Raw genomic sequence first — 13,787 nt, forward strand, 5'->3', positions numbered from 1 at the left:
GGTCTGGGGCGAGGCGGGTTCAGGGGCGAGGCCGCTTCGAGGCTGAAGACGTAGGCGATGACCTGGGCCACGGCGTGGTACAGGTCTTCGGGTACTTGGTGCTCGACTTCGGTGGTGAAGTAAATGGCACGGGCCAGGGGGGCGGCTTCAAAGATGTGGATGCCGTGGTTTTTGGCTTCGGCGCGAATCAGGGCGGCCATGTGGTCGGAGCCTTTGGCCACCATGATGGGCGCACCGTCGCCGGTGGGGTCGTACTCGAGGGCGACGGCGAAGTGTTCCGGGTTGGTGATGACGACGTCGGCGTCTTTGATGCGGTCCATCATGCGCGAGTTGGCCATTTCGCGTTGACGCCTGCGGATCTGCGCCTTGACTTCGGGGCTGCCTTCCATTTGCTTGTATTCGTCTTTGACCTCTTGCTTGGTCATGCGCATTTTTTTGGTGAAGCTGTGCTTTTGCCAGGGCACGTCGATCATGGCGATGACGGCCAGGCTCAGGGCCACCAGCAGGCCCGATTGGAGGATCATCTTGCCTGCCGCATCCAGGGCGGGCTCCAGTCCCATTTGGCCAATTTGGACAAGCGAGTCCATGTTGGCCATGAGCGACCACCACAGCACGGTTGCCACCAGCACAAATTTGAGGATGGCTTTGCCCAGTTCAACCAAGGCGTGTGTGCCAAAGATGCGTTTAAGCCCGCTGATGAGGTTGAGCTTGGAGCCCTTGGGCATGACGGCACCGAGGGAAAACAGGTAGCCCCCGGTGAGTCCCGAGGCGATGATGGCGGCCACCAGGGTGAAAAGGATGACGGGCATCACAAAAATGAAGGCGGACAGCAAGTGCTCGCCAAAGTGGGCGGGCAGGAGCAGGGGTTTTTCGATCAGTTGGCGGTCAAACACGAAGCCTTTCGCAAACACGGTGGACAGCCGGCTGATGAGCCAGCTGCCCATGACCATGAGTATGGCAATGGAGCCAATGACAATGACGGCGGCAGGCAGTTCCATGGAGCGGGCGACCTGGCCATCGTCGCGCGCTTTTTTGAGCTTTTGCGCCGTCGGGTCTTCGGTTTTGTCTTGTGCGCTGTCAGACACGGGGCGCTCCTATGACGTCACGAACCAGCGAAAAGCCTTGAACCCAAAGCCACTCGATACGCCCGCCAATGCTGTCGAGCGAGATGATCAGAATGACCAGGCCCGCCATGATCATGGCGGGAAAGCCGACAGCAAAAATATTCAGGCTGGGTGCGGCGCGTGTGACGATGCCCAGGCCGACGTTGATGAACAGCAGCGAGACCATGACGGGCAGGGCCATCAGCACGGCGCCCAAAAACATCATGGAGCTCCATTGCAGCACCCGGCCGTAGACGGCTTGGTTGAGGATGTCGGTGCCAATGGGCAGGCTGTTGAAGGATTCAAGGATCAGTCCCAGCAAGATGGCATGGCCCCCGAAGCCGACAAAGATGAGGGTGGACATGACGATGAGCAGCTGCGAGATGACGGGTACGTTGCCCATGTTGGGGTCGATCATGTTGGCCATGGACAGGCCCATGGCGGCGGCGATGCTTTGGCCTGCCACCACCACCGCAGCGACCACGATTTGCAGGATCAGGCCCATGGTGGCGCCGATCATGATTTGGTTGAAGACTTCGAGCAGCCCTTGGGCGCTGGTGGGGTCGATCACGGGCCAGGTGTAAAGGGGGTAGACCAGCCAGGCCAGCACCAGCGCCACCAGGATGCGCATGCGGGTGTTGAAGGCGCTGAGCGAGAAAATAGGCGCGGTGATCATGAGGGCCGAGATGCGCAGCATGGGCCACAAAAAGGTGTAAAACCTTTCGACGACATCGGCGGCCAGGAAGTTCATGGGTTGACCTGCGAGCGGCTCAGACGAACAAGGTCGGGATGCGCTCGAAAATGCTGCGCGTGAAGTCGACCAAGGTGACCAGCATCCAGCTGCCAAACAGCAACAAAGCCAGGGCCATGGCAATCAACTTGGGGATGAAGCTGAGTGTCATTTCGTTGATGGAGGTGGCGGCCTGGATGATGCCGATGAACAGACCCACGGCCAGCGCCACCAACAGCAGCGGGGCGCTGACCAGGGCGATGGTCCAGAGGGCGTGGCGGCCCAGGTCGATGACGGTGGCGGTGTCCATGGTGATGTCCTTTAGGGCATGGCAAAACTGCCAGCCAGTGAGCCCATGATCAGGCTCCAGCCGTCCACCAGCACGAACAGCATGAGTTTGAAGGGCATCGAGATCATCATGGGCGAGAGCATCATCATGCCCATGGACATGAGCACGCTGGCGACGATGAGGTCGATGACGACGAAAGGGATGTAGATCAAAAAGCCGATGGTGAAGGCGCTTTTGAGCTCGGAGGTGAGGAAGGCGGGCACCAGGGTGGTGAAGGGCACGTCTTGCGGGCTGGTGAAGTTGGTGTTGCGCGCGATGTCCATGAACATGGCGATGTCGTCTTCGCGGGTTTGCAGCAGCATGAAGGCGCGGATGGGTTTTTCTGCCGCGGCCAGGGCTTTGTCGAAGCTCATGCCCTGGTTCATGTAGGGCAGCAGCGCGTTTTGGTACACATCGGTGAGCACCGGGGTCATGACAAACAGGGTGAGAAACAGCGACAGCCCAACGATGACCATGTTGGGAGGGGTCTGGCCGGTGCCCAGGGCTTGGCGCAGCAGCGACATGACGATCACGATGCGCACGAAGGCGGTCATCATGAGCAAGACCGAGGGCAGCACCGACAGCGTGGTCATGAGCGCCAGCAGCTGCAGCGTCAGGCTGTATTGGGTGCCCTTGCCCGTGTTGGTGGCGGTGATGGCGGGCATGTCAGGGGCCGCTTGCGCCAACAGGGGCAGCAGGCACAGGACAAGGGTAAAAATCAGCCCAAGGGAGAGGCGGCGCTTCATGGCGTGTGGGTTTCTATGGGTTCAACAGGTGCAGGCGAAGGCTCAGTTGCAGACGCAGAGGCTTGCACGGGCCAGGGGGACAGGGCGGTCATTTGGTGGGCCGTCACGCCGACCAGCACGTCCTGGCCGTCGACCTGGATAAGGAGAATTTTTTGTCGAGGGCCGACGGACATGCTTTCAATCGTTTGTAAACGTTGTGCGTTTTTGCGCAGGAAACTGGCGCCGCTTTGCATTTTTTTAAGGCCCCACAGCACGGCCAGCAGCAAGCCGATGACCAGCGCGAAACTGAACGCGTATTGCAGCCAGTCAGTGAAGGTCCATCCGGTGTTCATGGCGGGCTTTAGAGGTTGTCCAGCCGCTCAGAGGCGGGCACCACACGGGTCAGTCGGATGCCGTAGCGGTCGTTGACGAGCACGACCTCACCCTGTGCCACCACGGTGTTGTTGACCAGCAGGTCAAGGGGTTCGCCTGCGATGCGGTCGAGTTCGACCACGCTGCCTTGGGTCAGGCGCATGAGGTCACGGATCTTGATTTGGGCGCGGCCCACTTCAATGGAGAGCGTGACCGGGATGTTTTGCAACACGTCGGTGTGGATTTGGCCTTTGTCCGTGGCTTCGGTGGGGGGCAGTTCGCTCATGCGCGTTCCTTGTTGTGGGGTTCAGGTGGGGGCGTTGGGGCTGATGGCAGTGACGATCTTGATCGCCACTTGGCCACCCAGGGCCCCGACTTCGACGTCGTAGACCGGCATGTCTTGAATCAGGGCACGGGCGTGATCGGCTTTTTTGAAGGGCAGGATATCGCCCGGTTGCATGGTTTGAAGCTGTTGCAAGGACAAGCTGAGTTTGCCCAAGTGAATTTGTATTTCCAGTTCGGCGTCGTGTACGGCGTCGTTCAGTAGGGCGCGCCAGACTTTGTCGGAGTCTTCGTTGCCATCACCGGTTTGCACGCGGCTGCGCAGCAGGTCTCGCACGGGCTTGAGGGCCACATAGGGAATGACCATGTCGACATAACCTGAGCCTTGCGAGGTCGCTTCAGATTCGAAGCGGCTGAGGATGACGAGGTCGTTTTCGTCGACGATCTGGGCAAACTGGGGGTTGATTTCGGAACTGATGTGCTCGAATTCGACCGGGGTCAATGGGGACCAGGCTTCTTTGAAGGATCGAAAGAAAACCTGCAGGATGATTTTGATGATGCGGGTTTCGGTGGGTGTGAACAGTCTGCCGGGGGGCAGTTGGCCTACGCCTCGTCCGAAGCCACCAAAAAAGCTGTCGAGGGAGCTGAACACCACAGTCGGCTCGATCACGACCATGGCGTAGCCGCGCAGGGGGCTCATGCGCACGACGTTGACGGAAAGGGGCGCCTTGAGGTCTTTGAGGTAGTCACCAAAGCGCATGATCTGCGTGCGCGTGGGGTTCATGCGGGGGCTGGTGCGCAGCACTTCAAGCATGCCCAGTCGGAACAAGCGGATGAAGCGCTCGTTGATCATGTCCAGCGATGCAACGTTGACGCCCAGGCTGCTGTCTTCCGCGGCCAGATCGTGTTTGCGCACCTGCACGTCCAGGTTGTAGCCCGGTGTGGTGTTGCTGTCTTCGTCGCTCAAAATGGCCGACAAAGCGGCCAGTTCTTCACTGGACAAAAGGGATTGGGATTCAGCCATGGTCAAGCAGTAGGGTGGGGTTCACTGGGCCACAAAGCTGGTGAAAAACACTTCTTCGATGCCGCCAAAGTCTTCGTATTTTTCCAGGACGGCGTTGAGTTCAAGGCGGATTTTTTCGGCCATTTTTTTGCGGAAATCAGGCTGGCTCAAATCGGCATCCGTGGTCAGGCGCATCACGTCGAGTGCGGTCGAGCGCAGCGCAAACTCATGTTTTTTGACGTTTTTGAAGACGCGCTCGTCGTAGTGGGTCATGATGGCCAGCTTGACCTGAATCACTTTGCGTGAGTTGGTCAGGTTGGCCACCAGTTCTTTTTCGAGTTCCATGTAATGGTTTTCGAAACGGGTCAGCTCGGGGGAGTCTTTGGTGACCTTTTTGGGCTGCGCCTCGCTGGCTGCATTTTTGGCCCCAGAGGCTTCTTTCTCCAGTGCCTTGAGTTGGGCTTCGGCCGCGGAGGTGTCTTTTTTGTCGAAAAAGCCCGTCACAAACAGGGTGCCCACCACGGTGCCTGCCAAGACCAAGATGGCCACGACGGCGATCAGGATGATCTTGACCAGAGGTGATTTCTTTTTGACTTCGACTTCGGTTTCTTCATCTGCCATGGTTCGTCCTCGTTGGTTGGCGGTCAGACCAAAACGTCCAGGCCCTCATTGGGGTCCTTGACGCGCGGTGCTCGGGCTATTTCTGGGGTGGTTTCCTGGCCGCTTTCCTGGGCCTGCGTGGGCTTGCCCTTGGAAAAACCAGGTGTCGGGTCTCCGCCACTTTGGCCGGTCTGACCTCCACCTACATGGATATTAGCAACATCCATGCCCATTTGGCTCAGTGTTTCCCTGAGTTTGGTCATGCCATCTTGCAACAGATCGCGGGTGACGGCGTTGGGTGCCGTAAATATGGCATCAAATTCGCCGCTTCGCATCCGCATTTCAATTTCGATGTGGCCCAGTGTGGCGGGGCGCAGTTGCAGTTTCAGGTGCCATTGGCCTCTTTCCATCTCGGACAGGATGCGTTGCCCCACGGCTTGGCCCATTTTTGCGGCCAGGTTCTGGATGTTTTCGCTGCGCGCGTTGGTGTCGGGCAGGTCGGGCGCAGGGCCGCTGGTGTTGGTGGTGTCGTTGCGCAGGTTGGCCTGGGCGTCCCAGCGGGCGGCAAAGTTGGCGTAGGCCGTGCCGTGGGTGCCTGTGCTGTGGGCGCCGCCTTCGGTGCCAAGCAGCTGTTGGAGCGTTTCGCCGCCCCAGTCCGCGCCCAGGTCCAACTCGCTGAGGCAGATGTCGGCTTCTTTTTGAGCGATGTCGGCCTGCCGCTGCACGCTTTGGATGGCGTTGCGTTGCATCCAGAAGGCTGCTGGGGGCGGCATGCGCAGCATGGGGAGGGTGAGCGCTTCTTCGGTGCTGGGGCTTGCCGCGGGCTTTGGGGCCTGACCCGCGTCGTCGGCCATGGCCCCAAGGACTTGCGCTGCGGTCAGGGCATGGCCGAGCAAGCTTGTGGCCGCGACGGGGTTTTGTCCATTGGCGCTTGCGCTGACTTGCCCTGTGGCGGCCCCGGTCTGTGCGGGCGCCAGTGAGGCGAGTTGGATCGGCGGCAGGCTGCCTTGGACGTTGCCCTGGCCCTCGCTGGCCCCGAGGGCAGCGCCTGTGGTCACGACATTGGCGCCGCTGGGGTGGGTGGTCAGGGTGCCTGCATGGCCGCCAAAAAGCCAGTGGACGGCATTTTCGTCCAGGCCCTGGGCGCGGGCAAATGCTTCCAGGCTTTGTGGGTCCGGGGGAGAGGTTTCTGGCGTGATGACACTCAGGTGAGGCCCCAGGGTGACGGCTTTCAAGGTCAGGGCATTCAGGGGTTCGGCGGCGGTGCCGAGCACGGCCGCTTGCCCGTCCAGGGTGACGGGGACGGCAATTTCCTGCCCTGGCTGTTCTGCCAGCTGCGTTTCCTGGTCCGCGATCTCGGCTGAGCTTTCGGCCTGGGCTTGGATCAGGTCAGACATGAGTTGCCCAAAGCTTTGGCCATCCGGGCTGGGGATGGCGTCTGATTTGAATTCAAAAGTACCGGCATTTGGGGTGGCGCTGGTTGGGCTGAGGTTGTCGCTGAGGGTGATGGTCATGGGTTGAGCTTTTCTAAAGTTGTCTGTACCTGAAACGGCGGCGGCCAATCTTTGCCGTTTTTCGGGCTTGGTCTTGTGATGAGCAAGTTGCGCACCAACTTCGGCTGGTTCGCTCCAAAGTCATGTTTTGGGGTTCGCTGCTGTCAGTTTGGTTGGCACACAGCTTGCTTTATGGTGTTGAGCAACCGTTAAACCTTGATTTTTTCTCCCTAAAACAGCGGCATTTTGAACATGAACACCTTGACCCTGTCAACGATCCGACAGAATTTGTCACGCTACGATCTGGCGGGCTTGGGTTTGCCCGTTCTGGTTCTGTTGATCATGGCGATGTTGGTGGTGCCACTGCCCCCCTTGCTGCTGGACATCTTGTTCACCTTCAACATCATGATCAGCTTGGTGGTGATCATGATCGCGATTGGCACCCGCAAACCGCTTGAGTTTTCGTCTTTCCCCTCGGTTTTGCTGTTTGCCACCATGTTGCGGTTGGCGTTGAACGTGGCGTCCACCCGTGTGGTGCTGGTGCATGGCCATGAGGGGCCTGATGCCGCCGGTAAAGTGATTGCGGCTTTCGGCGAGTTCGTCATCGGCGGCAACTATGTGGTGGGTTTTATCATCTTCGTGATCTTGATGATCGTGAACTTTTTTGTGGTGACCAAGGGCGCGGGTCGCGTCTCCGAGGTCAATGCCCGCTTCACACTGGATGCGATGCCTGGCAAGCAGATGTCGATCGATGCCGACTTGAACGCCGGGGTCATCGATCAGGAAACTGCCAAAAAACGCCGGGAAGAATTGGCCCAGGAGTCTGACTTCTTCGGCTCCATGGACGGTGCCTCCAAATTCGTCAGTGGTGATGCGATTGCGGGTTTGTTGATTTTGATCATCAACATCGTCGGGGGCTTGGCCATCGGCATTGGCCAGCACAACTTGCCGGTGGGCGAGGCGACCAAGTTGTATGTCCTGTTGACCATCGGTGATGGCTTGGTTGCCCAGATTCCTTCTTTGTTTTTGTCGTTGGCCACCGCCATCATCGTGACCCGGGTGACGACCTCCGAGTCGATGACCGAGCAGGCGAGCAGCCAATTTTCGAATGTGCCGGCCTTGTTCATCTCGGCCGGCATTTTGACCATCATGGGATTGGTGCCAGGCATGCCCCATCTGGTGTTTCTGACGTTGGCTGCCGCCACAGCTGGGATGGGTTTCATGGTGTTGCGCAAACAGATGCAACTGGAGCAAAGTTTGGCCGCGCCGGCTTTGCCGGCCAATGAAGGACCCAAGGAGCTGGACTGGGACGATGTGGAGCAGGTGGATTTGATTGGCTTGGAAATTGGCTATGGCTTGATCCCCTTGGTCAACCAAGAGTCGGGTGGCCAGTTGATGGCGCGCGTCAAGGGTGTGCGCAAAAAACTGTCGGCCGAATTGGGCTTTTTGGTGCAGCCGGTGCGCATTCGCGATGCCCTGAACCTGGAGCCGGACGCCTATCACATTGTCCTCAACGGCGTGGTGCGTGGCCGAGGCGAGGTTAAGGTGGGCCGGGAGTTGGCCATTAACCCCGGCAAGGTGTATGGCAAGGTGGAGGGCCAGCCGACCAAGGAGCCTGCTTTCGGTTTGGAAGCTGTCTGGATCGAGCCTGCTTGGCGTGATCAGGCCCGTGCCTTGGGCTACACCGTGGTGGACCCGAGCACGGCGATTGCCACCCACATGAACAAGGTGTTGCGTGACAGCGCTCACGAACTGTTGAGCCATGACGAAGCCCAAAAATTGCTGGACAAGCTGGCGGCCAAGTCGCCCAAACTTGTGGAAGAACTGGTGCCTGGCAAGTTGTCTTTGGGCGTGGTGACCCGCACATTGCAAAATTTGTTGCAGGAGTCTGTGCCGATTCGCGACATGCGCACGGTGGTGGAGGCTTTGACCGAGGTCAGCGGCCGCACGCAAGATCCCGACCAATTGGCGCAGCTGGTTCGCCCCAAGCTGGGCCGCATGATCGTTCAGGGGTTGCTGGAAAACCGCGACACCTTATCGGTGCTGACTTTGGATCCTCAATTGGAGCAGTTGCTGCACAACGTGCTCCAACAAAACAATGGTTCGGCTGGCATGGTGCTTGAGCCCAGTCTGGCCGAAAGCCTCTTTACTGCTTTGCGCGAAAGTGCCCGCACCACCGAAGAGCAGGGCTTTGCGGCTGTGTTGGTGGTTTCGCCTGCGATTCGCCCTTGGATGTCCAAGGCCGTGCGCTTTCGTGTCAGCGACCTGACGGTACTGTCTTACAGCGAAATACCAGACGATCAGCCGGTCAAAGTGATCAACACCGTGCAAGCCGATCCCCGCAACAACCCTTCCGTTACCAAGGCCTGATAGATCATGGAACTCAAACGCATCCTCGCTCGCGACAGTCGCTCTGCCAACGAAAAGGCCATCCAGTTGTATGGATCGGACGTGTTGATCATCTCCACCCAGCGCCTGGACAATCAAACCGAATTGATCGTGGCAGTGGACCTGGATGACAAGCCCGCGCCAGAAGTGTCCGCGCCGGCTGTTGCTCAGGCGAACGGCCAAGACGGAGCGGCGGCGCCTACGGTGCCGTTTTCCAAGTTGTTCCAAAGCGCCAGTTCTTTGGCGCCTTTGTTACCCGAGGCGTTCTTGCCTGATCTGGGTCAGCCGCTGCCAGCGGCAGTGGCCGCGCCAACCGTCGTGGTGTCAGCCCCGGCGGTGAAAGAGGTGGAGGCACTGGCCGAGCAATTGCGCCATGAGGGCCAACGCAGCCAGGAAATCGTGGAAATGCTGCGCCTGGAAATGGCAGCGTTGCGCAAGGACTTTAGCCTGTCGCGACAGATGATGCCTTGGCAAGATGGCCTGCGTTTGTCACCCGCCATCCAGCAACTGTCTTTGGCCATGAGCGAAGTGGGCGTGCCTGCGGGTCTGCGTGCTTTGCTGACCGACAGCATCCAGGAGCTGGAAAGTGTTCAGGAAGCCTGGCCCGTGATGCAGAGTTTGTTGGTCAGTGCTTTGAAACGTCCGGCCATGGCGCCGCCCGAGTCGGGTGTGCACGCGCTTTGCGGTCCTTCGGGTTCGGGCAAAACCTCCATGGTGGGACGCCTGGCTTATGCCGCAGCCCAAGTCCATGGGGTCGATCAACAGGTCATGGTCAGTTTTGCCGATCAGCGCCCTGGTTCCTGGGCCCAGATGCAGTTGTTGGCTGCACAGTCGGGTGTGGCTTGCATGCGCGCCGCCAACTCGGACATGTTGCGCATTTTGTTGCAGGAGCTGGAAGGTAAAACGGTATGGATTGACACGTGCGGGACCGATTTCTGTGCCCAAGCCGAGTTGCTGCAGGCCGAGCATCCCAAGGTCTTGCGTCATGCCGTGTTGCCGGTTGATGCTACAGTGACCAGTGTGCAAAAAATTCTCCAAAATTCTGCTGTGAGCTGGTCCTCCTTGATGTTGAGCAAGGTGGACGAAGCCGCTTATCCTTGGGCGCTGATCAAGGGCTTGAGCGAGCAGCCCTTGGGAGTTTCCTGTGTGGCGGGTTCCAGCCGCATTGATCACGCGGCAGCGCCTTTTGAGGCGTCACGTTTGGTGCAATTGGCGCTGAGCCCTTTGGTACAGCATTTGCCACTGGCGTCCGTTGCGCAAACCGCGATGCCTGCGCCTACAGTGGCGCTTGCGCCGACCCCTGCGCCTGTCCGCGTGTCCCGGGCCAAAAAGCCACCGGCTGCCAAAGCGCCTAAAACCCTCACCAAGGCTGCGAAGTTGCGTGGCAATAACCCGGTGGATGAAGACATCGTGATCCCGACTTTCATGAGCTGCTTGCCCACGCCCCCCTTGCGCCGACCCTCCGCCAAAGCATCTTCCACCTCGAAAGTTGCGCATGGATAAGCCTAATTTTCCTCAGGTCATTGGTGTGGCCAGCGGTAAGGGGGGGGCTGGCAAAACCACGGTGTCCATCAATTTGGCGGTGGCCTTGGCCATGCGTGGCCACAAGGTCATGCTGCTGGACGCCGACCTGGGCATGGCCAACGCCCAAATTGCCTTGGGTGCTTTTGCCCCTTTCAATATCAGCCATGTGCTGAACGGCGAAAAAACCTTGGATGAAGTGCTGGTGACCACCAAGCAGGGCATTCGCTTGGTGCCGGGTGCTTCGGGCTTGCGTGACATTGCAGCGCTGAATACCTCGCAAATTGCCAGCATGGTTCGCGCCTTTGACACCCTGCAAGAGCCAGTGGATTACCTGGTGGTGGATGTGGCGGCGGGCATTGCCCCGGCCGTTCTCGACTTCATGGCCGCTTGCCAGCGCCGTTTTGTTGTTGTGTGTGACCAGCCGGCGTCCATTGCCGATGCTTACGGCTTGATCAAGGTCATGGCCACCGAGCAGTCGCTGGATGAGATTTACCTGATCCCGAACATGGTGGGCAGTGCTCACGAAGGAAGGCAATTGCACCGCCGCCTGAACGATGTGTGCAACCGTTTCCTGGGGGTTTCGGTCAGGTTTTTGCAATCCATTGAAGCCGATGAGTTGGTCTTGCAGTCCTTGCGCAAATACCAGTCGGTGCTTGAATTTGCCCCTGGCAGCGCCGCAGCGCGCGATTTTCGGGCTTTGGCCGAGGCCATCGATCAGCTGCCGCCTGTGGACGGGCCGTCGGGACGTCTGCAGTTTTTCGCCGAGCGCATGTTGCGCGTCTCTGCGCTGAGGTGATCAACGTGTCCAACTCCATATCCCTTTACGAACAGGTGGATAACCGCCATGAGTCATTGATCATCGCGCACATGCCGATGGTCAAGCGTGTGGCCATTCACCTCAAAGCCCGTGTTCCCCCTTTCATGGAACTCGACGAGCTGATCCAGGTGGGGATGGTCGGGCTGATCGAGGCGGCTCGTTCGTTCGATCCGACCAAAGGGTTTGAGTTTGAGCACTTTGCGTTGAGCCGCGTTCGTGGGGCCATCCTGGACGAGGTGCGCAGACAGTCCTTTTTGCCCCGCTCGGCTGTGGCTTTCAATAAAAGTGAAAACGAGGCGGTGCATGTGTTGGCCGCCGAGCTGGGCCGAGCGCCCACCCAGTCCGAGCTGGCCTTGTTCATGGGCAAGGAACTCGACGAGTTCCAACGTGAGCGTGGCCAGGCCAAGCGTTTTGAGACCTATTCCATGGAAGTGGTCACCGAAGAGGTGATGAGCATGCCGGGGGACAGCGCCATGCAGCCTGAGGTCATGGTGGAGGAGGCCGAATTCATGGATGCCGTGGTGCAGGCCATCGACGATTTGCCCGAGCGCGAGAAGCTGGTGATGAATCTCTACTATGTGGAAGAGTTGAACCTGAAAGAGATTGGTGAAGTGCTGGGCGTCAGTGAGTCAAGGGTAAGTCAGATTTTGTCCACGGTGGTCAAAAAACTGCGGCTGACGCTGCAAGTTGGATGATGAAATGATAAAATTAACAGCACTATGGCATCCCTGTTTTCACTCTTTACGCCCAAAGATCCTGACGAAGAAATGAGGAAGGCGGAAGCGCTTTTCGAAAAAATCATCGCTTCAAAATCGGATTCTCGAGAAAGTAGGAGCTTGCGATTGCGCATGGGGATGCTCTGTCGTGCGCACCTGGACAAATCGTTTGTTGCGGGCGCGGAACAGATGGCCTCTTGGCAGGAGTTGGCGGCTTTGGCAATCGCCAAAGGAAATGAGAAGCCGCCGCCGCCCGAGCCCTCGGTTTTTCAAAAAATCAAGGCAGGTGATAACGAAATGTACGTTTATCTGCCTGAAGACTATGCCCATGAAGCGTTTTTTCTGGGCGGGCGCTATCAACGGGCTGAAATTACTGCGCTCAAGGCCATAGAGACCGTGCAAGGCTTGGCCAATCAACTGTGCTACTACGAGTTGAAACTGCCAGAGCCTTTCCAGGTCTTGCAGTTTTTGCGGGACGAATTGGCCCAGTCACCAGACAATGGGCCCCCCTCCCCGGATGCCCTGAAGCCTTGACGCACGGACTTGGAGTGAACACTTATGGACGCTTTTGTGTCTGCTTTTTCAGCCATGGGTATTTTGGTGCTTTTGGTGTGCGTCATTTACCTGCTTGACCGAGTCAATAACCTTGAGAAACAAACCCGTCAATTTGGCGAATCCCTTAAACCTCAAAAAGTGGTGGTTCCCGCTGGGCCTTTTGCTGGCTTGAGTTCGAAAAAGCTCTGGGATGCGATGACAGGGCGGGTCCCCGAGGGGGTAGACCCTGATGAGGTCGAAGAGGCGCGGCCCCACTATGAGACGGTTTTGCACAAGCACGTGGACGCGATCTTCCAAGAGGGTGTCAAGGATGGTCAGCGTGGCATGTTGGGTGAACCCAAAAACACCAAATTGATCAACACCTCCCGCGGCCCTGTGGAGTCGTGGTTGCCCTTGGCACAGGTCAATACCCTTTACAAGTGTGGTCTGGACAGTGCCCAGCTGCCGTCAGATCAACTGGATGCGGTGCGAGCGGCCCTGGATGAAGCGGGCCTAACCCTTTACAGCAAAGCGATGGTGAACTTGGCCCAGCCGCTGTCCGCCAGCTTGATGCCTCTGCCGGTTGCCGAGTTGCCGGTTTTGGCGCCTCCTGCGGCTCCTTGATTTTTTTCTGCCTCGTTGCGCTTTGGGGGCTCAAGTTTCCCCCAGCCTTTCCGATACTGTTTGTACAAGCAGTTGATAAAAGGTTTTCACCATGCGTTCATATTCAAGGTTGGCTCAAAGTTACGGTTCGGTACAAGTGGTCACAGGCGTTGCCACAGCGGACAATGTCCAACTGATCCAGATGCTGTTTGACGGTCTGGCCGAGAGTCTGGCTTCGGCCAAGGGCCACATCCAAAACAACGCGATTGAAGAAAAGTCCAAAGCCTTGTCACGCGCCGGCCGCATTGTGGTGGGTTTGCAGGGGGCGCTGGATTTCGAGCGTGGTGGCGAGTTGGCTCAAAACCTCAACGAGTTGTATGCCTATGTGACCCGCCGCTTGTTTCATGTCAATGCTTACAACGATTTGACAGCGCTCGAAGAAGTTCAAAGCCTCATCAAGGACATCACAGAGGCCTGGAAGTCACTGCCCAGCCTGCTGGGCCAGAATCAGCCAGCTTTGCGCTACACCACTTGAAGTGTTGCGCCCTCCTGAAGCAGCCTCTTGATGG

At 58.3% G+C, this 13,787-nt stretch carries 16 protein-coding genes; 7 read left to right on the plus strand and 9 right to left on the minus strand.

Annotated elements, in window-relative coordinates; genetic code table 11:
* The 9 genes from flhB to Q0O99_RS07795 form a co-directional block, all read right to left on the minus strand.
* Positions 1–1,085: flagellar biosynthesis protein FlhB (gene flhB, locus Q0O99_RS07755; protein ID WP_293750141.1), on the minus strand; the 1,085-nt coding region annotated here is incomplete at its 3' end.
* A complete protein-coding gene (gene fliR, locus Q0O99_RS07760) occupies positions 1,078–1,854 on the minus strand; it encodes a flagellar biosynthetic protein FliR (protein WP_293750143.1) in 777 nt (258 codons plus the stop codon). The genes flhB and fliR, both read right to left, overlap by 8 nt.
* Before the next feature lie 19 nt (positions 1,855–1,873).
* Complete coding sequence (gene fliQ, locus Q0O99_RS07765; protein ID WP_108352217.1) at positions 1,874–2,143, minus strand: flagellar biosynthesis protein FliQ; 270 nt, start codon at positions 2,141–2,143, stop codon at positions 1,874–1,876.
* Positions 2,144–2,154: 11 nt separating this feature from the next.
* Positions 2,155–2,907, minus strand: a complete 753-nt coding sequence (fliP, locus tag Q0O99_RS07770) for a flagellar type III secretion system pore protein FliP (protein ID WP_293750147.1) — start codon at positions 2,905–2,907, stop codon at positions 2,155–2,157.
* Complete coding sequence (gene fliO / locus Q0O99_RS07775; RefSeq protein WP_293750149.1) at positions 2,904–3,239, minus strand: flagellar biosynthetic protein FliO; 336 nt, start codon at positions 3,237–3,239, stop codon at positions 2,904–2,906. The genes fliP and fliO overlap by 4 nt, the downstream gene beginning before the upstream one ends.
* An 8-nt stretch (positions 3,240–3,247) precedes the next feature.
* A complete protein-coding gene (gene fliN / locus Q0O99_RS07780) occupies positions 3,248–3,544 on the minus strand; it encodes a flagellar motor switch protein FliN (protein WP_293750151.1) in 297 nt (98 codons plus the stop codon).
* 21 nt (positions 3,545–3,565) lie between these two features.
* Positions 3,566–4,564 (minus strand): flagellar motor switch protein FliM, encoded by a 999-nt coding sequence (fliM, locus tag Q0O99_RS07785; protein ID WP_293750153.1) that lies wholly within the window; start codon positions 4,562–4,564, stop codon positions 3,566–3,568.
* A 21-nt stretch (positions 4,565–4,585) separates the two neighbouring features.
* Complete coding sequence (fliL, locus tag Q0O99_RS07790) at positions 4,586–5,164, minus strand: flagellar basal body-associated protein FliL (RefSeq protein WP_293750155.1); 579 nt, start codon at positions 5,162–5,164, stop codon at positions 4,586–4,588.
* Between the two features lie 23 nt (positions 5,165–5,187).
* The gene (locus Q0O99_RS07795; protein WP_293750157.1) at positions 5,188–6,657 is read right to left on the minus strand and encodes a flagellar hook-length control protein FliK; all 1,470 of its coding nucleotides are present in this window, start codon (positions 6,655–6,657) and stop codon (positions 5,188–5,190) included.
* A 231-nt stretch (positions 6,658–6,888) separates the two neighbouring features.
* Between Q0O99_RS07795 and flhA the strand changes: the two genes are divergently transcribed.
* From flhA to fliS, 7 genes are all read left to right on the plus strand, one after another.
* Positions 6,889–9,006 (plus strand): flagellar biosynthesis protein FlhA, encoded by a 2,118-nt coding sequence (gene flhA / locus Q0O99_RS07800; RefSeq protein WP_293750158.1) that lies wholly within the window; start codon positions 6,889–6,891, stop codon positions 9,004–9,006.
* Positions 9,007–9,012: 6 nt separating this feature from the next.
* Complete coding sequence (locus Q0O99_RS07805; protein WP_293750160.1) at positions 9,013–10,527, plus strand: hypothetical protein; 1,515 nt, start codon at positions 9,013–9,015, stop codon at positions 10,525–10,527.
* Positions 10,520–11,344, plus strand: coding sequence for a MinD/ParA family protein (locus Q0O99_RS07810; protein ID WP_293750162.1), 825 nt, complete (start codon positions 10,520–10,522; stop codon positions 11,342–11,344). The genes Q0O99_RS07805 and Q0O99_RS07810 overlap by 8 nt, the downstream gene beginning before the upstream one ends.
* 5 nt (positions 11,345–11,349) lie before the next feature.
* The gene (gene fliA, locus Q0O99_RS07815; protein WP_293750164.1) at positions 11,350–12,060 is read left to right on the plus strand and encodes an RNA polymerase sigma factor FliA; all 711 of its coding nucleotides are present in this window, start codon (positions 11,350–11,352) and stop codon (positions 12,058–12,060) included.
* 24 nt (positions 12,061–12,084) lie between these two features.
* The gene (locus Q0O99_RS07820; protein WP_293750166.1) at positions 12,085–12,615 is read left to right on the plus strand and encodes a hypothetical protein; all 531 of its coding nucleotides are present in this window, start codon (positions 12,085–12,087) and stop codon (positions 12,613–12,615) included.
* Positions 12,616–12,903: 288 nt separating this feature from the next.
* Positions 12,904–13,239, plus strand: coding sequence for a hypothetical protein (locus tag Q0O99_RS07825; protein WP_293750168.1), 336 nt, complete (start codon positions 12,904–12,906; stop codon positions 13,237–13,239).
* Positions 13,240–13,330: 91 nt separating this feature from the next.
* On the plus strand, positions 13,331–13,753 hold the full coding sequence (fliS, locus tag Q0O99_RS07830) for a flagellar export chaperone FliS (RefSeq protein ID WP_293750170.1): 423 nt from the start codon (positions 13,331–13,333) through the stop codon (positions 13,751–13,753).
* Positions 13,754–13,787 lie beyond the last annotated feature (34 nt).

This window comes from Limnohabitans sp. Rim8, assembly GCF_945901735.1.
Lineage (GTDB): Bacteria > Pseudomonadota > Gammaproteobacteria > Burkholderiales > Burkholderiaceae_C > Limnohabitans_A.